The 21,521-nt window shown below is 39.0% G+C and carries 22 protein-coding genes; 16 read left to right on the top strand and 6 right to left on the bottom strand.

Annotation, left to right across the window (positions count from 1 at the left end; genetic code table 11):
- Position 1 precedes the first annotated feature (1 nt).
- The 3 genes from IGI49_RS05320 to rpsN all read left to right on the top strand — a co-directional run bounded on the left by IGI49_RS05320 (position 2) and on the right by rpsN (position 1,585).
- On the top strand, positions 2–514 hold the full coding sequence (locus IGI49_RS05320; protein WP_429963677.1) for a metallophosphoesterase: 513 nt from the start codon (positions 2–4) through the stop codon (positions 512–514).
- A 93-nt stretch (positions 515–607) separates the two neighbouring features.
- Positions 608–1,099, top strand: a complete 492-nt coding sequence (gene cbpB, locus IGI49_RS05315) for a cyclic-di-AMP-binding protein CbpB (RefSeq protein ID WP_429963676.1) — start codon at positions 608–610, stop codon at positions 1,097–1,099.
- Positions 1,100–1,315: 216 nt separating this feature from the next.
- Positions 1,316–1,585: a 30S ribosomal protein S14 gene (rpsN, locus tag IGI49_RS05310; protein WP_429963675.1), complete on the top strand. Its 270-nt coding sequence runs from the start codon at positions 1,316–1,318 to the stop codon at positions 1,583–1,585.
- 63 nt (positions 1,586–1,648) lie between these two features.
- Here the strand turns inward: rpsN and IGI49_RS05305 are convergent, their stop codons facing one another.
- Positions 1,649–2,557 carry a mechanosensitive ion channel family protein gene (locus IGI49_RS05305; RefSeq protein ID WP_429963674.1) on the bottom strand — a complete coding sequence of 303 codons (909 nt, stop codon included), beginning with the start codon at positions 2,555–2,557 and terminating at the stop codon, positions 1,649–1,651.
- 168 nt (positions 2,558–2,725) lie between these two features.
- Between IGI49_RS05305 and IGI49_RS05300 the strand changes: the two genes are divergently transcribed.
- The gene (locus IGI49_RS05300; protein WP_429963673.1) at positions 2,726–3,742 is read left to right on the top strand and encodes a branched-chain amino acid aminotransferase; all 1,017 of its coding nucleotides are present in this window, start codon (positions 2,726–2,728) and stop codon (positions 3,740–3,742) included.
- Positions 3,743–3,829: 87 nt separating this feature from the next.
- Here the strand turns inward: IGI49_RS05300 and fabI are convergent, their stop codons facing one another.
- Entirely contained in the window at positions 3,830–4,585 is a 756-nt protein-coding gene (gene fabI, locus IGI49_RS05295) for an enoyl-ACP reductase FabI (protein WP_207703123.1), read from the bottom strand.
- A 158-nt stretch (positions 4,586–4,743) separates the two neighbouring features.
- On the opposite strand from fabI, the gene fabZ reads away from it, so the two are divergent.
- Positions 4,744–5,190 (top strand): 3-hydroxyacyl-ACP dehydratase FabZ, encoded by a 447-nt coding sequence (gene fabZ / locus IGI49_RS05290; protein ID WP_207703122.1) that lies wholly within the window; start codon positions 4,744–4,746, stop codon positions 5,188–5,190.
- Between the two features lie 58 nt (positions 5,191–5,248).
- Here fabZ and IGI49_RS05285 read toward each other — a convergent pair whose 3' ends face one another.
- Positions 5,249–6,001: a peptidylprolyl isomerase gene (locus tag IGI49_RS05285; protein ID WP_429963672.1), complete on the bottom strand. Its 753-nt coding sequence runs from the start codon at positions 5,999–6,001 to the stop codon at positions 5,249–5,251.
- Positions 6,002–6,141: 140 nt separating this feature from the next.
- Positions 6,142–7,152, bottom strand: coding sequence for a type I glyceraldehyde-3-phosphate dehydrogenase (gene gap / locus IGI49_RS05280; protein WP_429963671.1), 1,011 nt, complete (start codon positions 7,150–7,152; stop codon positions 6,142–6,144).
- Positions 7,153–7,432: 280 nt separating this feature from the next.
- Between gap and obgE the strand changes: the two genes are divergently transcribed.
- The 7 genes from obgE to IGI49_RS05245 all read left to right on the top strand — a co-directional run bounded on the left by obgE (position 7,433) and on the right by IGI49_RS05245 (position 14,586).
- Positions 7,433–8,746: a GTPase ObgE gene (obgE, locus tag IGI49_RS05275; RefSeq protein WP_429963670.1), complete on the top strand. Its 1,314-nt coding sequence runs from the start codon at positions 7,433–7,435 to the stop codon at positions 8,744–8,746.
- Between the two features lie 140 nt (positions 8,747–8,886).
- Positions 8,887–9,432: a DUF1269 domain-containing protein gene (locus tag IGI49_RS05270; protein WP_429963669.1), complete on the top strand. Its 546-nt coding sequence runs from the start codon at positions 8,887–8,889 to the stop codon at positions 9,430–9,432.
- A 72-nt stretch (positions 9,433–9,504) separates the two neighbouring features.
- On the top strand, positions 9,505–10,431 hold the full coding sequence (gene rnz, locus IGI49_RS05265) for a ribonuclease Z (protein WP_429964967.1): 927 nt from the start codon (positions 9,505–9,507) through the stop codon (positions 10,429–10,431).
- Positions 10,432–10,436: 5 nt separating this feature from the next.
- Positions 10,437–11,225 carry an SDR family NAD(P)-dependent oxidoreductase gene (locus IGI49_RS05260; RefSeq protein WP_429963668.1) on the top strand — a complete coding sequence of 263 codons (789 nt, stop codon included), beginning with the start codon at positions 10,437–10,439 and terminating at the stop codon, positions 11,223–11,225.
- An 11-nt stretch (positions 11,226–11,236) separates the two neighbouring features.
- Positions 11,237–11,671, top strand: a complete 435-nt coding sequence (locus IGI49_RS05255) for a lipopolysaccharide assembly protein LapA domain-containing protein (protein WP_429963667.1) — start codon at positions 11,237–11,239, stop codon at positions 11,669–11,671.
- A gap of 100 nt (positions 11,672–11,771) precedes the next feature.
- Positions 11,772–14,060, top strand: coding sequence for a single-stranded-DNA-specific exonuclease RecJ (recJ, locus tag IGI49_RS05250; protein ID WP_429963666.1), 2,289 nt, complete (start codon positions 11,772–11,774; stop codon positions 14,058–14,060).
- Between the two features lie 13 nt (positions 14,061–14,073).
- A complete protein-coding gene (locus IGI49_RS05245; RefSeq protein WP_429963665.1) occupies positions 14,074–14,586 on the top strand; it encodes an adenine phosphoribosyltransferase in 513 nt (170 codons plus the stop codon).
- Between the two features lie 40 nt (positions 14,587–14,626).
- Here IGI49_RS05245 and IGI49_RS05240 read toward each other — a convergent pair whose 3' ends face one another.
- Together IGI49_RS05240 and lexA are read right to left on the bottom strand one after the other, a co-directional pair.
- The gene (locus IGI49_RS05240) at positions 14,627–14,896 is read right to left on the bottom strand and encodes a hypothetical protein (protein WP_429963664.1); all 270 of its coding nucleotides are present in this window, start codon (positions 14,894–14,896) and stop codon (positions 14,627–14,629) included.
- Between the two features lie 103 nt (positions 14,897–14,999).
- A complete protein-coding gene (gene lexA / locus IGI49_RS05235) occupies positions 15,000–15,623 on the bottom strand; it encodes a transcriptional repressor LexA (RefSeq protein ID WP_207703112.1) in 624 nt (207 codons plus the stop codon).
- 132 nt (positions 15,624–15,755) lie between these two features.
- Here lexA and IGI49_RS05230 point away from each other — a divergent pair, with 132 nt between their 5' ends.
- From IGI49_RS05230 to IGI49_RS05215, 4 genes are all read left to right on the top strand, one after another.
- Entirely contained in the window at positions 15,756–15,998 is a 243-nt protein-coding gene (locus IGI49_RS05230) for a DUF896 family protein (protein ID WP_207703111.1), read from the top strand.
- A gap of 98 nt (positions 15,999–16,096) precedes the next feature.
- Positions 16,097–18,091 carry a transketolase gene (gene tkt, locus IGI49_RS05225; protein WP_429963663.1) on the top strand — a complete coding sequence of 665 codons (1,995 nt, stop codon included), beginning with the start codon at positions 16,097–16,099 and terminating at the stop codon, positions 18,089–18,091.
- A gap of 185 nt (positions 18,092–18,276) precedes the next feature.
- Positions 18,277–19,134: a glucosaminidase domain-containing protein gene (locus IGI49_RS05220; RefSeq protein WP_429963662.1), complete on the top strand. Its 858-nt coding sequence runs from the start codon at positions 18,277–18,279 to the stop codon at positions 19,132–19,134.
- Between the two features lie 717 nt (positions 19,135–19,851).
- On the top strand, positions 19,852–21,504 hold the full coding sequence (locus IGI49_RS05215; RefSeq protein ID WP_429963661.1) for an alpha-glucosidase: 1,653 nt from the start codon (positions 19,852–19,854) through the stop codon (positions 21,502–21,504).
- Positions 21,505–21,521 lie beyond the last annotated feature (17 nt).

Raw genomic sequence — 21,521 nt, 5'->3', positions numbered from 1 at the left:
AATGAAATATTTGGTAGTTAGTGACAATCATGGGGATCGTCAGATTTTAGTCGATTTATTGGATCGTTATGATGGAAAAGTAGATGCCATGTTCCATTGTGGCGATTCAGAATTGGAGGCTAAAGATGTCCTTTGGGATTCCTTTATCGTAGTGGCTGGGAATTGTGATTACGATCCTGGCTATACACAAGAGCAGGTAGTAACAATTGGACAAGATCGTATTTTCATGACGCATGGTCACCGCTCAAATGTTCGGTTTGGTTTAACGATGCTTTCACTACAGGCACAAGAAGAAGACGCGACTATAGCCTTGTTTGGTCATATCCATCAAGCAGTTGCTGAAATGGATAAAGGAATTCTTTTCGTGAATCCTGGAAGTATTTCTCAGCCGCGGGGACCGATTCAAGTACCCAGCTATGCACTTATTAACAGCACAGAATCAACCTATACTGTCCAATATTATAATCGGGCACATCGACCGATAGAAGAGCTGTCAGCAGAATTTGTAAAATAGTTTCTAATTTTTGCTTAACATTGAGCGAAAAAGCCCTTACTTTTTAGATATTTCAGTAAAATAGAATTGGAAAGTAGAAACGGAGGCTGTTGTATGATTAGTCGTGCAATCGAAGAATTAATGTCTGAAAAGAAAGACGCAATGATGATTCCGGCTGAAAATGTAGCGAATGTCATGGTTGGCAATCCTTTAGAGCATGCTTTATTAGTACTCTCAAAAGTTGGATATTCAAAGATTCCGGTACTTGATAAAGGTGATCGCTTTATTGGTTTACTAAGCCTAAATGATGTAGTCAACAAAATGATGGATCTTAACGGAATAGACACTAAAAATTTAAGTAAGTATACTGTAGCAGATGTTATGAATACTGAAATCGATGTGGTAAAAGAAAATTGTGAATTGGAAGATATTATGCATTTGTTGGTAGATGCTGCGTTTATCCCCGTTTTAGATGATGACGGCGTATTCAAAGGAATTGTAACACGGCGTGAGATTTTAAAAGCTGTTAACCATACCTTCCATGAGTTAGATAAGAAACGACCTGTCTCTGGAAAATTCGTGTTGCAGCCAACAGCATCAAAATAGATCAAATCAAGAAGCAGCCAATTTAAGGTTGCTTCTTTTTTGAGCTTATTTAGTCCGTAAGAAAACTAAGAAATGAACGACTTATTTTGTTTTGCATGACACGATAAATACACAATGGTTGACTTTTTTTCAACAAATGAGTATTTTGTTTTTAGTCGTTAAAAGAAATCATTACGATTTAATACATAAGAAGACTAATTGAGAGGAAGTATAAGGGTGGCAAAAAAATTAAAAATTGTGAAAGCTCAGAAGCAACGAGCAATCATTGGAAAATATGCAGAACAACGTCAGACTCTAAAGAGAGTAGGCAATTATGAAGGCTTAGCTAAGTTACCGAAAGAGTCAAATCCAAATCGGTTAAAGCAAAAAGATTTAATTGACGGACGCCCTAGAGGCTATATGCGTAAGTTTGGTATGTCTAGAATTCATTTCCGCGAGTTAGCTCACAAGGGGCAAATTCCAGGTGTGAAGAAAGCTAGCTGGTAGTTAAACAATTATTAATTAAAAAGAAGGTGACTTACACTATTGTTTCCAAGTCACCTTCTTTAGTTAGATCTTAATTGGATTATTAGGAATGGTAAAGCCATGCTCCGTAAGCTCCTTAACATAAGCAGCTAAGAATTCTTCCTTTAACAGCAGCTGTTTACCATTGGTTACATACATGACGGTTCGAATAGCAAAATTACCGTTACCCAGATCCACCATCCCAAAAAGATTGGGGCCATCAAAAATATCCTTTTTATAGTTTTCGCCTAAACGGTTATTTACTGTTTGAATTAATTGGTTTATTTCTTCATAGCCTTCATTAGGCTGAATCCTTACGTCAATTAAGACTTGCATATGAGCCCGAGACAAATTACTGATCGTCGTGATGTTTCGGTTCGGGATAAAATGTACAGTTCCGTCAGCAGCCTTTAGCTGAACCATACGAATACCCACGGAGGTCACTGTACCTTCAATTTGCAAATTCACAAGTTTTATATAATCCCCTACATCAATTTGTTGCTCCAAAATGATAAAGAAACCGGTAATGATATCGTTCATAAAACCCTGAGCACCAAGACCAATAGCAATCCCAGCAATCCCAGCACCTGCCAGAAGTGATCCTACTGGAATACCAATCGTATCTAGGACTGAATAAAGAAAGAAAAAAAACAAGGTATAAGAAAAGATATTAGCAGACAATGTATGAATCGTTTCAATTCGTGTAGTGTTACCTGCAACCTTCCGCTTTTGTCGTTCAAAAGATCGGGTAATTAAGAAATTCCCGGCCTTTTTTATAATGCCAAAGAGTACTAAGATAATAATTAAAGTAATTCCTTTTTGAATGAAGGTCGAAAAGACAGTATCCCAATCAATTGATTGCCAATAGCGTTGCCAGGTTGATAATTTTTCAGTGGCTTGATCGACTACATCAAGGCCTGTAGAGTCGGTTGTTTGTATTGCTAAAAAAAGCATAAAGGACTTCCTTTCTTTTGCTGAATTTTATTCTAACAAGTTTTAAAAAATATGTCGATAGTCACGCTAAAGATAAATATCCAGAAAATTCCAAAAAGTATGAAAATATTCATGACAAGCTTCCAACAAAGTGGTAGACTAACTTTTATATAAGAAGGAGATGGTAGAATGGTTAGCATAAAATGGGAAGAGCTGGGGTTTAACTATATGAAAACTCCTTATCGCTATATCTCAAATTGGAAAAATGGTGAATGGGATGAAGGCCATTTAACTGAAGATAATAAAATTACGATTAGTGAAGGCTCAACTTGTCTGCATTATGGACAAGAATGTTTTGAAGGATTAAAAGCTTACCGACGCAAGGATGGTAAAATTAATCTTTTTCGCCCATATGAAAATAGCAAACGCTTGAATCGCAGTGCTGAAAGAATGTGCATGCCTGGGGTTCCAGAAGAAAAATTCATCGATGCAATCAAACAGGTTGTTTTGGCTAATGAAGAATATGTGCCTCCTTATGGAACTGGAGCAACTTTGTATATTCGTCCATATCTGATCGGAATAGGCGATAACATCGGTGTAGTAGAAGCTCCTGAGTATTTGTTCTCAGTCTTCTGTATGCCAGTAGGGCCTTACTTTAAAGGTGGAATGGCACCAACTAACTTTATTGTGTCTGAATACGACCGTGCAGCGCCTCAAGGTACTGGTGCAGCCAAAGTGGGGGGGAATTATGCCGCGAGCCTTCTACCTGGGTATCAAGCTCATAAGGGGAATTATTCTGACTGTATCTATTTAGATCCCGCGACTCATACTAAGATTGAGGAAGTTGGCTCAGCCAATTTCTTTGGGATTACGAAAGACAACAGGTTTATTACACCAATCTCTCCATCAATTCTACCAAGTATCACTAAGTATTCATTGTTGCACTTGGCAAAGGAACGATTTGGTATGGAAACTGTTGAAGGAGATGTGTATCTAAACGAATTAGATCAATTCGCGGAAGCAGGGGCGTGCGGTACAGCAGCAGTTATCTCGCCAATTGGCGGTATTCAAAACGGAGATAATTTCCACGTCTTTTATAGTGAAACAGAAGTTGGCCCAGTAACTAAAAAGCTTTACGAAGAATTAGTCGGTATTCAATTTGGTGATGTGGAAGCACCAAAAGGATGGATTTACGAAGTGAATTAAGCAAACATAAAAAGATCCTAACAATCAATTCCCGAGTAAAATATCGGTGAGAGATTGCTAGGATCTTTTTTATTTCTAAAATTTCGCTTAGCTCAAGTGAACACCCTTGTCGACATAAATAATGTCGCCAACGATTCCACTTGCTAATGGGCTGATTAAGAAGGCACAAGATTGACCAACTTCGTCGATTGTAACGCTGACTTTATCAGGAGTACGTTCCTCTGAAAGTGAAAGCAGAGATTGATAATCCTTTACACCAGTTACTGCTAAGGTTTTAATTGCACCTGCTGAAATGGCATTTACTCGAACTCCTTTAGGTGCTAATTCAGTCGCTAAATAGCGAACTTCAGCTTCTAAAGCAGCTTTAGCAATTCCCATCATGTTGTAGTTAGGAATTGAACGCTCTGATCCCATGTAAGTCATAGTAACAATGCTGCTGTTAGGATTCATGATCGGTAAAGCATATTTAGTCAATGCTAATAAGGAATAAGCACTTACGTCTTGAGCTAAGCTGAAACCGTCTCTAGAAATTTCGGAAACACTTCCTGATAGCTCCTCTTTATTAGCATAAGCAATCGAATGAACAAAGCCATCGATGTTTCCTACTAAGTCTTTAATCGTATTCATAGCAGTTTCAATATTCTCATTTTTAGAAACGTCCAGTTCAACCATTGGTGCATCTTCACCAACTAGTTTAACTAATCCCTTTTTCATGCGTTCGTTTTGGTAAGTATAAATGACTTCTGCTCCTTGATCGGCAATAGCTTTCGCACAGCCCCAAGCAATACTTCGTTTATTAGCGACACCTGTCACCAGTATTTTCTTTCCAGTTAAAAATGACATGCGGTTGACACACTCCTACTTAAATTTTCGTATGAACACATTATGTTGGAAATTTGTTTGATTGTCAAACTATTTTTTCATCAATCTAATAGTGCTTGAAAAAAAAGAGATTCTATGATAGTTTGATAATCAAACAAATAAGATGCCGAGGTGCAACCATGGAAAAATTAATGAATGTTGAAGAAATCATGGAAATTATTCCCAATCGTTTCCCAATTTACTATTTAGATGCTGTTGTAGAATTTGAAGACCAAAAACATATTACTGCTGTAAAAAATCTAACAATGAATGAAGACTTTTTTCAAGGATATTTTCCAAATGAACCAATGATGCCAGGAACACTGATCGTTGAAGCGCTGGCCCAGGCAGGTTCATTGCTAATTTTAAAATCTGAAGCTTTCCAAGGGAAGACAGCCTACATTGGTGGAATCAATAAAGCCGTTTTTCATGAAAAAGTAAAACCAGGGGATTCTCTCTATTTGAACTTTGATATCGAAAAAATGAAGGGACCAGTCGGTACAGCGAAAGCATGGGCGACAGTAGGGGATACTACCGTAACTGATTGCGAATTTACCTTTATTGTAGGAGACAAAGAACAAAAATAGCGCAAATAAGCCGAAGTCAGATGAATCCATCGACTTCGGCTTATTAAAAACTTAAAGATTATTTTTTAGGTTCTTGTAAAATTTTTATCTCGTTGATCTTCACAGGTTCGACTGGAGTAGAATTTTCACCTTGGCTGTTAGCTTCGGTTTCTGCTCCTGCAATCTTGTCCACAATATCCATACCTTCAGTCACTTGACCAAATACAGCATGTTTGCCATCCAAACCGGGTGTACCACCATTTTTGTAAGCTTCGATCATTTTTTCTGGTGTATACTGAATCGCTAAACCATCACTTTGATCATCTTTATTCTGTACGATGAAGAACTGACTACCATTAGTATTTTCACCAGCGTTAGCCATCGAAAGTGCTCCGCGAATGTTGTAAAGACTTGGTGAAATTTCATCCTCAAATGGATCGCCCCAAATACTTTCACCACCGGTTCCATCGCCCTTAGGATCGCCACCTTGAATCATGAAGTCATTTACTACACGATGAAAGGTAGTTCCATCATAATAGCCATCCTTAGCATGAGTAACGAAGTTTTCTACTGTTTTGGGTGCTTCTTTAGGAAACAGTTTAATCTTGATGTTTCCTGCAGTGGTATCCATTTCCACTAAGTATTCATCGTCAGTTACTTCATTGGAAAGCTGTGGAAGATCTACTTTACTTAGGTCGACGCTCGATTTCTGCGTTGAGCTGGCGGTACTTTCTGAAGAACTATCACTGGCGTTATTACCAGAGTTGCAGGCAGCAAAAATTCCGATCGATAGGATTAATGAGCTGCTTAATAATACTTTTTTTAGTTGCATAAAAATCTCCCTTCAAATTCTTTCCTTTCTATCATAACAAAAAAAGTCGCCGCTTCCTATGAAAATAATTTGATTTTTCCTATAAAAAAAGAGGAGATCGAAATCTCCTCTCACATCTAAACAATTAAATATGCAGTTTCTTATAAGTTGGCGAATTTTTCCAACAATCGAATCATCTGACAAGTGAAACCATATTCGTTATCATACCAAGCAACAGTTTTAACCAGTTGGTAGTCTCCAGCAGAAGTTACTTCTGTTTGAGTTGGATCGAAAATTGAACCTTGAGTTGTGCCAATAACATCGCTAGAAACAATTTCGCGATCATCGTAGCCAAATGAAGGGTTGTCAACTGTATGTTTTTTGATTGCTTCGTTAACTTCGTCAGCAGTAACCTTTGTTTTTAATACTGAAACCAACTCGGTTAGTGAACCGTCAACAACAGGAACACGTTGTGCATGTCCTTGCAATTTGCCCTTTAATTCTGGAATAACCAAGCCGATTGCTTTAGCAGCACCAGTTGAATGTGGAATAGTATTATCAGCAGCTGAGCGAGCAGCACGCAAATTGCCACCCTTAACCGGTCCGTCTAACAACATTTGTGTTGAAGTGTAAGCATGAACAGTAGTCATGGTACCAACTTCAATTCCAAAGTCTTCATTTAAGAAGTAAGCCATTGGTGCCAAGCAGTTAGTTGTACATGAACCAGCTGAAATAATCTTGTCGTCTGGAGTTAAGGTGTCATCATTTACATTATAAACAATAGTTTTCATTTGACCAGCCGGTGCTGATATAACTACACGTTTCACGCCGGCATCCAAGTGAGCTTGTGCTTTTTCTTGAGAAGTATAAAAACCGGTACATTCTAAAACGATGTCTACACCGTTTTCTTTTGCCCAAGGAATTTTGCTTGCATCAGGTTCTGCGTAAACGCGAGTTTCTTCACCGTCAACTACAATTGAATTTTCTGTTGCAGTAACAGTTCCTGGATAGGTGCCATGAGTTGAGTCGAACTGTAATAATTGAGCCAACATTGTAGGGCTTGTTAAGTCGTTAATTGCTACGACTTCAATATCATCTGATACTTCTTTGATACGACGGAAGGCTAAACGACCAATACGTCCAAAACCATTAATACCTACTTTTACTGTCATAACCAAAAGTTCCTCCTTTGTTTTAGAGAAATGAAGTACGAAACGCACTTATTCCTTACATATTTATTTTGCATCGGATGTTTTTTTTTGTCAAAAGATTGCACTTCAAATTGGTAATCGGTTCACTAGCTGGTAGCTTCTATTATATATAGGAAGCATAAAAATTTATTAGATTCGCCGCCAGCAATGGACAATAGGGAGAAATACCGCTAAAATAAGGAGACTTTGTTTGTGTGGAGATTCAGTAGTCAGAAAATAAATGATACGAGGAGGACGAAAAATGTCTATGTTTTTAGATCAGGTAACAATTGACGTTAAAGCCGGCAAGGGCGGCGACGGCATGGTTGCTTTTCGTCGTGAAAAATATGTACCGGATGGTGGGCCTGCTGGTGGTGATGGCGGACGTGGCGGAGATGTCATTTTAGTCGTTGAAGAGGGTTTGCGTACCTTGATGGACTTTCGCTTTAATCGTCATTTCAGAGCAACTCCTGGTGAAAACGGGATGAGTAAAGGGATGCACGGTCGTGGAGCCGAAGATACTTATGTTAAGGTGCCTCCAGGAACAACTGTTCGAGATGCTGAAACAGGTGTATTGATTGGCGACTTAATTGAAAATGGTCAAGAACTGCGGGTAGCTAAAGGCGGACGTGGCGGACGGGGAAATATTCGTTTTGCCTCGCCAAGAAATCCAGCACCGGAAATTGCTGAGAATGGTGAACCAGGTCAGGAACGCAAGATTGAGCTGGAATTAAAAGTGTTGGCTGATGTTGGTTTGGTTGGATTTCCTTCAGTAGGTAAATCAACTATATTGTCAGTAATATCTTCTGCTAGACCTAAAATTGGTGCTTATCATTTTACGACCTTAGTACCTAATCTAGGCATGGTAACTACCAATGATGGCCGTAGTTTTGTGGCTGCTGATTTGCCCGGACTAATCGAAGGAGCTTCTCAAGGTGTCGGTCTAGGAACCCAATTCCTACGACACATTGAGCGTACTCGAGTTATTCTGCATGTCATTGATATGAGCGGCATGGAAGGCCGAGATCCTTACGAAGATTATGTGGCAATCAACAAAGAGCTAGGCTCTCACAACCTACGTTTATTGGAACGTCCACAAATTATCGTAGCTAACAAAATGGATATGCCAGAATCTAAAGAGAATCTGGTGAAATTCAAGGAACAGTTGGCGAAGGACAAAGAAGATGAATTTGCGGATGATTTGCCAATCTTTGCAATTTCTGCTATCACAAAACAAGGAATGGACAACCTTTTAAGTGCAACAGCTGATTTGTTAGAAACAACTCCAGAATTTCCGCTGTATGAAGAGGAAATTGAAGAAGAAACCGTTCAATACGGTTTCCAAAGCGAAGATCCTGGCTTTACGATTACCCGTGATCCAGATACAACTTGGGTATTGTCTGGTGAGAAGCTGGAAAAATTATTCAAGATGACTAATTTTGATCATGATGAAACCGTGATGCGTTTTGCCCGTCAATTACGTGCGATGGGTGTCGATGAAGCACTGCGTGCCCGTGGAGCTAAAGATGGTGATATCGTAAGAATCGATAAATATGAATTTGAATTTGTTGAATAAGGAGCAGAATTTCTGCTTCTTTTTTGTTTTCTAGTATTTAGTTAACATAAAAAAGTTATTGTGTTTCGAAAAAGAGTGACTAGTTCACAAAAGCTCTATTTACTGATAAACTTGGATTAATCATAAAGGAGCTGATTTTTGTGGAAAAACGAGTAATAATTATGAACTTTGAGATTCCGTCTCAAGCATATGAGGCATTTTCAAAGGTCAAGAAATTGCAGGCAACCCAAGCTTTCAAAGGAGAACAGATGGCAGTGGTTCATCATTCAAATGACGGTGGGCATCAATTTCAAATTGAAGATTTCTTGGACTTTACCGGAAATAATAAGAGTGCTACTGGTGGTCTAATTGGGATGCTGGTAGGAATTCTAGGTGGCCCAATTGGGGTTTTATTGGGTTGGTTTACCGGCGGTATGATTGGTGCTTCACGAGACGTTAAAGAAATTCGAGATGCTCAAGGTGTATTTTCCTTTCTAATCGATAAAATTAAGGAAGACGATACGGGATTACTTTTAATTGCGGAGGAAGATGACAATCGCGCATTAAATCAATTGGTAATGAATGAGCTAGGTGGAGAAATTACCCGTTTAAGCTATGAAGAAGTTGAAGAAGACGTTAAGAAGGCTCAAGAAATGGCTAAAAAAGAAGGTAAACAGACTGCTGATAGCACAAATGATGAGAAATAATCCGATTTCTGTTTGCAGAAAGTCTGACTTTCTTCTAGAATAAAGATAATTTGATAGAAAGTCAGGATGATTATGGAATTAGAATTTTTAGGGACCGGAGCAGGTGTTCCGGCTAAACATCGAAATGTCAGCAGTATTGCTTTAAAATTATTAGCAGAACGAAATGCCATCTGGCTATTCGACTGCGGCGAAGGTACGCAAATGCAGATTTTGCGTACCAGTATTCGTCCGCGCAAAATTGAAAAGATTTTTATTACGCATTTGCATGGAGATCATATTTTTGGTTTGCCAGGCTTATTAAGTAGTCGTTCTTTCCAAGGAGGCGACGAAGAACTGGAACTTTATGGGCCATCTGGTGTCGAGTCTTTTGTAAAGACTGCGTTACAGGTTTCTCAGACACGCCTTTCATACCCGATTAAATATATTGAGGTAAAAGAAGGCATTGTTTTCAAGGATAAACAATTTTCTGTGGAATGTCGTCTGCTGGATCATGGGATTGACAGTTATGGTTACCGTGTTATGGAAGCTGATCTTGAAGGAACACTTCAAGTAGAAAAGTTGGAAGCGCTAGGCATTCCGGCAGGTCCAGTGTATGGAAAGATCAAGCAGGGTAAAACGATCACTTTAAAGGACGGCCAGGTGATTGACGGTAAGGACTTCATTGGTGAGAAGAAGCGTGGTCGAGTTGTTACCATTTTTGGAGATACCCGCTATACGCCCGTTTCTGTGGAATTGGCCAAAAATAGTGATGTTATGGTTCACGAGAGTACTTTCAAAAGAGACGAAGAAAAAATGGCCCACTCTTATTATCATGCGACTACCAAGCAAGCAGCTAAAATCGCTAAACAAGCGCAAGTGAAGCAGCTGATGTTAACGCATATTTCAGCTCGTTATCTAGCTAGGGATGTTCAAGAGCTAGAAAAGGAAGCGCAAGATGTGTTCAAAGATACAAAAATAGCTAAGGATTTTGATATTATAGAAATTCCTTTGAAGGAGTGAAGAGAATGGATTTAACCAATAAAGTGGTAGTGGTTACCGGAGGTTCGGCCGGATTAGGCGAACAAATTTGTTACGAAGCTGCTAAGAAAGGGGCGATTGTCGTTACTTGTGCCCGTCGAATTCAGTTGATTGGGCAAGTAAAGGAACGCTGCAAAGAATTAAGTGGCAAGGAATCTTTTGCTTTTCAATTAGATATCTCTGACCCAGACAGCGTTGACGGTGTTTTAGAAAAAATTGCTGAAGAAGTCGGCAATGTTGATGTGTTAGTTAATAATGCTGGTTTCGGCTTATTCAAGGACTATTTTGAAATTGACTTCGAAACAACCCGAAAAATGTTTGAAGTGAACGTTTTAGGAATGATTTACTTCACTCAAAGAATTGCAATGGAAATGGTTGAACGCCAAAATGGACATATCTTTAATGTTGCATCCATGGCCGGAAAAATGGCTACGGCAAAATCCACTATTTATTCAGCTACTAAATTTGCGGTTTTAGGCTTTTCAAATGCATTACGCTTAGAATTGAAACCTGCCAATGTATATGTAACTACTATTAACCCTGGTCCAATTGAAACTAACTTTTTTGATCTTGCTGATCCAAGCGGTAGTTATTTAGCTAATTTGGGTAGTATCGTTTTAGATCCGCAAAAACTGGCAAAGGCAATTGTTAAACGTATGGGTGAACCAACTAGAGAAATTAATCGGCCACGGGCGATGGAAGCAGCGTCACGATTGTACACGCTATTCCCACATGTTGGTGATTTTTTAGCTAGTAGTATATTCAATAAAAAATAAGGGTGAGCAGTTTGAAAAGACAGTGGAAGGTTATTTTAGGATTTGTGTTAGTCCTGATCATCGTAGTATTCGCGGTGTTAAACAATCAAGAGGTACCAGTGAACTTTGGCTTTAGCAAACTGTACAGTCCACTGATTTTGGTTATTATTGGTTCGGCAATTATAGGTGCTTTAGTGATTTTTCTTACCTCTAGCGCGACGATGTTTCAACAAAAGCGTCAGGTAAAACAGCTGCAAAGTCAAATTGACGAGTTTGAAACCAATAATCAGGAAAAATTGGCAGAAGACAAGGCGCGTTATCAACGAGAAAAAGAAAATGAACTTGCGGCATTAAAAGCAGAGTATGAACGCTTGTTGAACGAAAAGGATGTCTATATACAGCAACTGAGCGGCGAGGAAGCTCCAAAAAGTGACCCCAATAATCCACCTTTGGATTATTACGATTAAATGAAAGAGAGTGATTCTCTAAAAAATGAGGATCATTCTCTTTCATTTCTTTTTTTGTCTGGAAAATTTTGCTATACTGATACGGTTGGGAAGTGATGTTTTGAAAAAATCAAACTTTAAGTGGCAACTAAAAGAAAACACTTCTGTCTCTCATGAGTTTTCAGAAGAAATTATGGGGATGGGACATAGCCAAACCTTCGCTAATCTGTTATGGCAGCGAGGTATTCAAACGAAAGAACAATTTGAGGGCATGATCTATGCCAGTGTTGATAATTTGAATGACCCTTTTCTAATGCATGATATGGAAAAAGCGGTAGAGCGGATTCAGGCGGCTATTTTGGAAGGTGAAGCGATCCTAATCTACGGGGATTATGATGCAGATGGGATTACCAGTACCTCAATTATGAAAGAGACCCTTGAAATGTTGGGAGCGGATGTGAGGTATGTCTTACCCAACCGCTTCATCCACGGGTATGGCCCGAACAAAGAATTGTTCGAAGAAAAGATCAACGAAGGCATTCAATTGATTGTGACAGTCGATAATGGTGTGGCGGGAAACGAAGCAATTGCTTATGCGAATTCACGACAGGTAGATGTAATCGTGACAGATCACCACGAAATGCCGCCAGTTTTACCAGAGGCATACTGTATTGTCCATCCAAGACACCCTGAAGGAGCATATCCCTTTGGTGAATTGGCTGGAGCAGGGGTAGCCTTTAAGTTGGCAACGGCTTTGCTGGAAGAGCCACCTCTGGAATTGTTAGACTTAGCTTGTATCGGAACAGTTGCGGATCTAGTATCAATGACTGGAGAAAATCGGACGATTGTTCAGCTAGGGCTGGAAATAATGAAGCAAAATCAACGTATGGGTTTAAATCACCTGTTGAAGGTTAGCGGAGTCGATGTTCAGAAGTTGGATGAAGTTAGCATCGGTTTTGGGATCGGTCCACGCTTAAATGCGATTGGGCGGTTAGGCGATCCTAATCCAGCAGTAGAACTCATGACTACTTTTGATGATGCCTATGCTCGTGAACTAGCGAATAAATTAGACGAGATTAATAATGAGCGAAAACTAATTGTACAAACGATTACTCAAGAAGCAGCTGACATGCTTTCGGAAGATGCACCAGTTCATGTATTAGCTAAAGAAGGTTGGAATCCTGGTGTATTGGGAATTGTGGCAGGAAATGTTTTAAAACAAACTGGGAAGCCAGCGATTGTTTTATCTATTAATGAAGATGGAACAGCAAAAGGCTCTGGTCGTAGTAATGAATCTCTAGATTTATACGGTATGCTGACGACTATGCGCGAAAATTTCACACACTTTGGTGGTCATGAGGCAGCAATTGGTGTCACTTTACCCAGTGAAAACTTGTCAAGCTTGAAACAGCAAATTGCCATTTATATTGATGAAAATCAGATCGACGTTCAACAGGGAGCCACCCTGTCCATCGATCAAGAGCTTTCCTTTAATGAAGTGAATTTAGCTTTTGTCGAAGAGCTAAAACAGTTGGCACCTTTTGGAACAGATAATCCAGCACCACATTTTTTATTGGAGGAAGCAAAAGTTGCCCAGTTGAAAACTATTGGTGCTGAGCAGCAACATGTGAAATTCATGCTGACAAATGGCGACAAACAGTTAGATGTCATTGGTTTCGGCTTTGGTTTGAAATCTGAAGAATTACAACAGGAGAATACTCGTTTTGTCGGTGACTTAGAAGTTAACGAATGGAACGGACAAAAGAAAGTTCAAATGAAGCTGCTTGATTTTGCAACAGAAGGCTTACAGGTTATTGACCGTCGAGCGAAGCATAGCTGGAATCAGCCCGTAGAAACAGTTAGTACGCTGTATTTGGCTTTTCATGAGAGAAGTCGGGAGGTGCTTTCAAGTTCGTTGCAACAACATGTGCAGGTCTATCAAGAAACACGTCTTTCTGAGTATGCGGAATATCGGCAGTTAGTAATTGTTGATTGTCCAAGCGATCAAGAAACCATCAAGTCTTTAGTGAACCATGGTAAGTTTGAACGAGTTTACCTGTTTCTTTACAGTGCTGATGAAGCGTATCTGAACGGAATGGCAAATCGTGATCAGTTTAAAAGTTTGTATCAATTTTGCATCAAACAACAGCGTGTGGACATTCGCTACAAGTTGAAAAATATTTCAAATTATTTAAGAATATCAGAAAAGCTGTTAGTCTTTATGATTCGCGTGTTTTCTGAATTGAAATTTGTTACAATAGATGACGGTGTTTTGGAAATCGTGCCAAACCCGCAAAATCAATCGATTGAAGAAAGCGACAGCTACAAAGAGCGTTTGAAGCAAATCGAGAGTGAAGAATTTTTATTGATGAGTGACATTCAAACTATAAGAAATTGGCTGAAAAGCTAGGAGGAAATGCAAGATGGATTTAAAAGATTATATTGCCAGTATTCCTGATTACCCGCAAAAAGGAGTTATCTTTCGTGATATTTCACCTTTAATGGCGGATGGAGCTGCTTATCGTGAAGCAACTCGACAAATTGTTGAGTATGCCAGCAAAAAAGAAATCGACATGGTAGTAGGGCCTGAAGCACGTGGATTTATTGTAGGATGTCCGGTAGCTTTTGAACTAGGGGTAGGTTTTGCGCCAGTCCGTAAGCCAAATAAATTACCAAGAGCAACAATTGACGTTGAGTATGATAAAGAATACGGCACAGATATCTTGTCGATCCATAAAGATGCAATCCTACCTGGCCAACGTGTGCTCGTAACAGATGATCTATTAGCAACGGGAGGTACAGTCAAAGCAACTATTGACTTAGTTGAAAAACTAGGCGGAATCGTGGTTGGTTGTGCATTTTTAATCGAATTAGAAGAATTACACGGCAGAGACAAGATTGAAAAATACGATATCTTAACCTTAATGGACTATTAAAACGAAAAAAGCTCGAAAATCAAATGATTTTCGAGCTTTTTTATGCGGATTTGTGATAGTGATGATCGTAGTAATCATAAGATTCTATATAGTAAACCTCTTCAGGTTCTCCATTGTCGTAATAGTCGTCTTCCCAATAGTCTTCTTCTTGCTCGTATTTTTGGGCGTATTTTTTTTCGTCCCATAGCATGAACCAAACGATGAACAAACCAGAGAAGACAACAATCGTAGCTAAGGAACCAAGTTTGCCGATCAACAATCCAACTAACAAAAAACCAATGATTAAGCCAAATCTTCTTACTGCTTTCATAAATAATTCACCCCTAATAGAATATGCGAACAAATGTTTGTATATGTATTATACGAATGTTTGTTCGATTTGTAAAGAAAAAAATTAACCGGATAAAATCCGATTAATAAACGTGGTTTCGATACAAACCGACAACCTTGCCGAGGATAGAAACATTATCTAAAATGATTGGTTCCATCTGGTCATTTTCAGGCTGCAAACGAATATGATCTGTTTCGTGATAGAATCTTTTACAAGTCGCTTCGTTTTCATCGGTCATGGCAATGACAATTTCACCATTAATAGCAGTTGCTTGTTTTTTGACAATAACGTGATCTCCATCATAGATGCCAGCGTTAATCATACTTTCACCGCGAATTGTTAGCATGAAAAGGCTGCCCTCTTCACTAGATAAATCTGGTGGTACTGGGAAGAAATCAGAAGCTTCTTCAACAGCTAAAATTGGTTCACCAGCTGTAACAACTCCCAGCATGGGAATTACCTGAGGTTGAGCACCAATTTTTTCAAGCCCGGTAATCGTTAATTCAATCGCTCGGGGCTTTGTTGGATCTCGTAGAATCAAGCCTTTTTTCTCTAAACGAGCTAAGTGTCCGTGAACAGTGGAGGTAGACGAAAGGTTCACTGCTTCACCTATTTCACGAACAGTTGGGGGATAGCCTTTATTTTCAACGCGTTCATGAATAAAACGCAGAACTTCTAATTGTTTTGTTTCGGTTCGTTTTGCCAATGCGCTCACCTTCTTTTCTTTTTTTTCAGTTTAGCATAATTTTTTTGATAAATCAAACAAGCGTTCGCTTTTTTTGCTTTTTTTTCCTAGACATTTTAAGGTATAATAGGGAACGGAAGCGAGGTGCATAAAATGATTTCGGATGAAAAAATTGCTCGTATCAATGAATTGGCAAAAAAGAAGAAGTCTGAAGGACTGACAAATGCTGAAGAAAAGGAACAAAAGGTTTTACGAGAAGAATATTTATCAACTTTTCGCAGCGGCATGCGCCATCACATTGAAGGAATGAAAATCGTTGATCCTGATGGAAAAGACGTCACACCAGACAAGCTGAAGAAAATTCAGCAGCAAAAAGGCTTACACAATCGAAAATAATTTGAATATTTGCTATTTCTGATTGAAAACGATAATTAAATCGGTTACAATGAATGTGGAATAAAAGTATTTATCACCGAAAAGGAGGACGAATTATTTTGTTTGATAAAATTGATCAGTTAGGTGTTAACACGATCCGTACATTAAGTATTGAAGCAATACAGAAGGCTAACTCTGGGCATCCAGGTTTACCCATGGGGGCTGCGCCAATGGCATACGCTCTTTGGACTAAGCATCTAAATGTAAATCCGGCTACGTCATTAAACTGGCCTAACCGAGATCGTTTCATCCTATCTGCAGGTCATGGTTCTGCAATGTTATATAGCCTGTTGCATTTAGCAGGTTACCAGGTAACGATTGATGATTTGAAAAGCTTTCGTCAGTGGGAAAGTAAAACGCCAGGACATCCTGAATTTCAACATACAGATGGTGTCGAAGCAACAACTGGACCATTAGGACAAGGTATTTCAATGGCAGTAGGTATGGCAATGGCTGAAGCACATTTAGCTGCAACTTATAACCGTGACAGCTTCAATATAATGGATCATTACACTTATACAATCGTCGGTGATGGAGACTTAATGGAAGGTGTTTCTCAAGAAGCTAGCTCAATGGCTGGACATATGAAACTTGGTAAATTGGTTGTTTTATATGATTCAAATGACATTTCTCTAGATGGACCAACGAATAAAGCCTTTACTGAAAATGTAGGTGCGCGTTATGAAGCATATGGCTGGCAACACATTCTTGTAAAAGATGGTAATGATTTAGAAGCAATCAGCAAAGCGATCGAAGAAGCAAAGGCTGAAACTGAAAAGCCGACTTTGATTGAAGTTAAGACTGTAATCGGTTTTGGTGCACCAAAAGAAGGAACTTCTGCTGTTCATGGAGCTCCAATTGGGGACGAGGGTATCACAGCTGCTAAAGCAGTTTATGGTTGGGAATATCCTGATTTTACAGTGCCTGATGAGGTTGCTGAACGCTTTAAAGCAGATATGCTTGATAAGGGTGCTGAAGTAGAGGGTCAATGGAATGACATGTTCAAGAACTACGAAAATGCGCATCCAGAATTGGCGAAACAATTCAAAGACGCTTTTGCTGACAAATTACCAGAAAACTGGGTAGAAAGTTTACCAGTCTATGAAGAGGGTTCAAGCCAAGCGAGCCGCGTATCAAGTAAAGAAGTTATCCAAGCAGTTGCTAAAGCTGTACCAACAGTTTGGGGAGGCTCTGCTGACTTATCTGGCTCTAACAATACAACAATTGCAGATGAAGAAGAATTTCAACCTGGTTCTTACCAAGGTCGTAACATTTGGTTCGGAGTTCGTGAATTCGCTATGGCTGCGGCAATGAACGGGATTCAATTGCACGGTGGCACTCGCGTTTATGGCGGAACATTCTTTGTATTTACTGACTATCTTCGTCCAGCAATTCGTATGTCTGCAATCCAAAACTTACCTGTGACCTATGTGTTAACTCACGATTCTGTTGCGGTTGGGGAAGATGGACCAACTCACGAGCCAATCGAACAATTAGCTAGTGTACGATGCATGCCGAATGTTCAAGTGATCCGTCCTGCAGATGGCAATGAAACTTCTGCTGCTTGGAAAGTTGCATTAGAATCAACTGACAAACCAACTTTACTTGTCTTAAGTCGTCAAAATTTGCCAGTATTGCCAGGAAGTAAAGAGATTGCAGTAGAAGGCGTTGCTAAGGGCGGGTATGTCATTTCTAAAGCTGCATCTGACACACCAGATGGTATCCTGATTGCTACTGGTTCAGAAGTGAATCTAGCGGTTGAGGCACAAAAAATCTTGAAAGAACAAGGTAAAGATGTTTCAGTGGTCTCTCTGCCTAGCTTTGATTTATTTGAAGCACAAGACGAAGCTTACAAAGAATCTGTACTGCCAAAAGCAGTAACTAAACGAGTAGCAGTGGAGGCTGCTTCATCATTTGGTTGGGAACGTTACATTGGCTATGCAGGTAAAATGATTAGCATTGATCATTTTGGTGCTTCAGCGCCTGGTGATTTTGTTTTAGAACAATTTGGCTTCACAGTAGAGAACGTAGTTTCTACTTACAACGAGCTGTAAGAATTAATAAAATGATCAAGTGCAGAGATTTATTTCTGCACTTTGTTTTTTTGTTACACATATTACGCTGATTTAACAAATGAGTGAAGAAGCTATGTTTAAATTGTTTAAGAAAATATTATAGCGTATAATTTTATTGTGACCAGATCTGAAGAATTGAAGCAAGGGATATTTGGAGGTAAATAATGAGCCAATTTAAGACTCGCAGTGAAAGACATACATATGAAAAGCAGCAACGACAAAAGAGAGTGAAACGTATCATGCCTGTATTGGGTACAGCTTTGGCTGTAACACCAGTGGCAATGGGAATGAATACTGTCAAAGCTGCCGCAGCTGAAACAGGGCAAACGCAAGACCAAGGAGCCTTTATTGAGCAACTAGGTGCCTCAGCTATGCAAGTATCTGCATCAAATGACTTATATGCGTCAATTATGATCGCGCAAGCACTAGTTGAAACGGGTTTCGGCTCTTCAACTTTATCTGCAGCACCTTATTATAATCTTTTTGGTGTGAAGGAATACAATGGCGGACCAAGCGTTTATATGAATACACAAGAATACCTAAACGGGCAATGGGTAACTATGTCAGAGCCTTTTGCAGTATATGGCAGTTATGCAGAATCATTTTTAGATCATGCCAATATTATGCGTAATTCTTATTATGCAGGAGCTTGGAAGAGCCATACATCAAGTTATCAGGATGCAGCTGCCTATTTAACAGGTCGCTATGCAACTGATCCAGGCTATGCTGGTAAGCTGATTTCCTTGATTCAGATGTACAACTTGACACGTTTCGACACTCCAGGAACTGGTACTGCCGTTCAAACGTCCGCAGTTGCTGAAGCGCAAACGCAGCAAGCTCAGGCGGCTCAAACGCAAACTCAAGGAACTACCCAAGCTACTGGACAATCTTATACTGTTCAAAATGGTGATTCGCTTTGGGCAATCGCCCAGCATTTCGGAATTAGTGTAGATCAGTTGTTAGCAAACAATGGACTAAGTTTGGATTCCACTCTTATGCCAGGACAACAATTAGCAGTATAATCTGAAAGAAGCTGAGAAGCTTCTTTTTTTTGCAAACTTTATCTTACCAGTTAAAATTAATCAGTTTTTTATTTACTTTTTTTAAAGATATCTGCATAGTATTGATTTCAAATTTCAGCTTGTCCCAAATCAATGTTGAGTGCCAGAAAAGTACATGAAAGAAGACGATAAAATAAAACTAAACATTGTGGGTAAAGCAATCATCTCTGGTCCTTTTTAGAGATAGATTCAAAGTTCAATACAGGGAAATTTGATGAGAAGTTTTATAGTAGGCACCTAAATTTTATTTAAATGGTGACTCTGTGTCTGTTGGTACCTTAGAATAAAACAATTGAGAGGTATTCATTTTGAATTAGTAATACACAGGAAAAAGTCCGGCCAGTAAATGAGGCAGTTCACTTAAACACTATTCTAGCATGAGGACTTAACAAGAAAAAAAAAAAACTTGACAGAATGATTTTTGCATAGTACATTAATAATGAAATCGATATCATATAGCTTGAAAAATTTTTCTTTCTAAGTAAAAAAGTTACCGAAGTTAAACGTAATAGTAAAGTCGAATTTTTTAAACATTAAACTGGTATCGATATCATAAAAATTACACGGGAACTGTTTATGAATGATTTTGAGAAATATGATTCTCAAAGATCCGTTAATAAAAAACGGATCAAAGTAAGACTTTTTTGTGGTATCGATATCACTAAGTGGAGGACGATCATGGAAAAAGAAAAGAATTGGTGGAAAAAGGAAATCATTTATCAGATTTATCCGAAGAGTTTCAAGGATTCTAATCATGATGGAATCGGTGACTTAAAAGGAATTATCGAAAAGCTGCCTTACTTAAAAGAACTAGGAGTAACAACTCTGTGGATTTGTCCAATTTTCTCTTCGCCGATGGTGGATAATGGGTATGACATCGCCGATTTTGAAGACATTAATCGTCAGTTTGGCACGATGGAGGATGTGGATCTTCTGCTGGCTGAGGCTAAGAAATTTGATTTGAAAGTAATGCTGGACCTAGTGATTAATCACACGTCGGATGAACATGTTTGGTTTCAGAAAGCCTTAGCTGATAAGGACAGCCCTTATCGCGATTATTACATTTTCAAGGAAGGTAAGGAGCCGCCGAACAATTGGCGCTCGATCTTTGGTGGTTCAGTATGGGAAAAGGTACCTAATGAAGAGTGCTATTATCTGCATGTTTTCGACAAACGTCAGCCAGATTTAAACTGGGAAAATCGTGAGATGCGCCAAGAGTTGTATGCTATGATTAATCGTTGGCTGGAAAAAGGAATCGCGGGTTTCCGTATTGATTCTATTACTTTTATCAAAAAGGATCAAGATTATGGTAGTCTGCCAGCAGATGGAGTAGATGGATTAGTTTCCTGTAAAGAAAAAACCCGAAATCGTCCAGGAATTGAGATCTTTCTGCACGAGCTAAGAAGGGAAACTTTTGATAAACACAATTGCGTTACGGTCGGCGAAGCGCCAGGTGTTAGCTATGAAGAATTTCCAACCTATGTCGGAGAAGACGGATATTTTTCAATGATTTTTGATTTTCATTATGCCGACATTGATGTGGAATCAGGTTCTGATTGGTTTAAACGAACGAATTGGACTACAGTCGAGTTTAAGGACCTGCTGATGCAATCACAAGCAGCACTGCAAAATGCCGGTTGGGGAGCGAATTTTATTGAAAATCATGATCAACCTCGAGCTTTGTCAAAATTCGTTGCACAAGAATTCCAATCAGCAAATTCTGCTTTAGGTTTAGGGGCCATGTACTTTTTCTTGAGAGGAACTCCCTTCATTTATCAAGGTCAAGAACTAGGGATGGTGAATGCCGAAAGAACATCTATTTCACAGTTTGATGATATCTCAAGCATTGATAACTATGCTCGCAGTATAAAGGAAGGTTTTTCTGAAAAAGAAGCATTACGCTTTGTTAATCAAAGAAGTCGCGATAATTCTAGAACACCTATGCCTTGGAACGATAGTCAGTATGGTGGTTTTTCAGATCAAAAGCCTTGGTTGTCGATGACAGAAGAATATCCTAAGGTAAACGCCATAGGTAATTCAGTTTTCAAAGGGTATAAAAAAATGATCTCTTTACGACAGCAATCAGCTATTTCGGATATTTTACAAGTTGGTGATATTGCATTTATTGATAATCTGCCTGAAGCTGTAATTGGCTATCGACGAATAGCAAAAACAGGAAGTCTGATTTCTTATACGAATTTCAGTTCTGAAAAGGTTGTGTTTGAGTTAGAGAAACCAATCAACAAGCTACATTTTGATTCGCATAACAAAACATTTTCAGGAACAAAGATTGAATTATTGCCTTACCAAAGTATTTTGATTATCGAATAAAAAGGGAGTGTACAACA

Source organism: Enterococcus sp. AZ071 (assembly GCF_050499065.1).
Taxonomy (GTDB): Bacteria; Bacillota; Bacilli; order Lactobacillales; family Enterococcaceae; genus Enterococcus_A; species Enterococcus_A ferrettii.
This window is presented reverse-complemented; position numbering and strand designations above follow the sequence as displayed.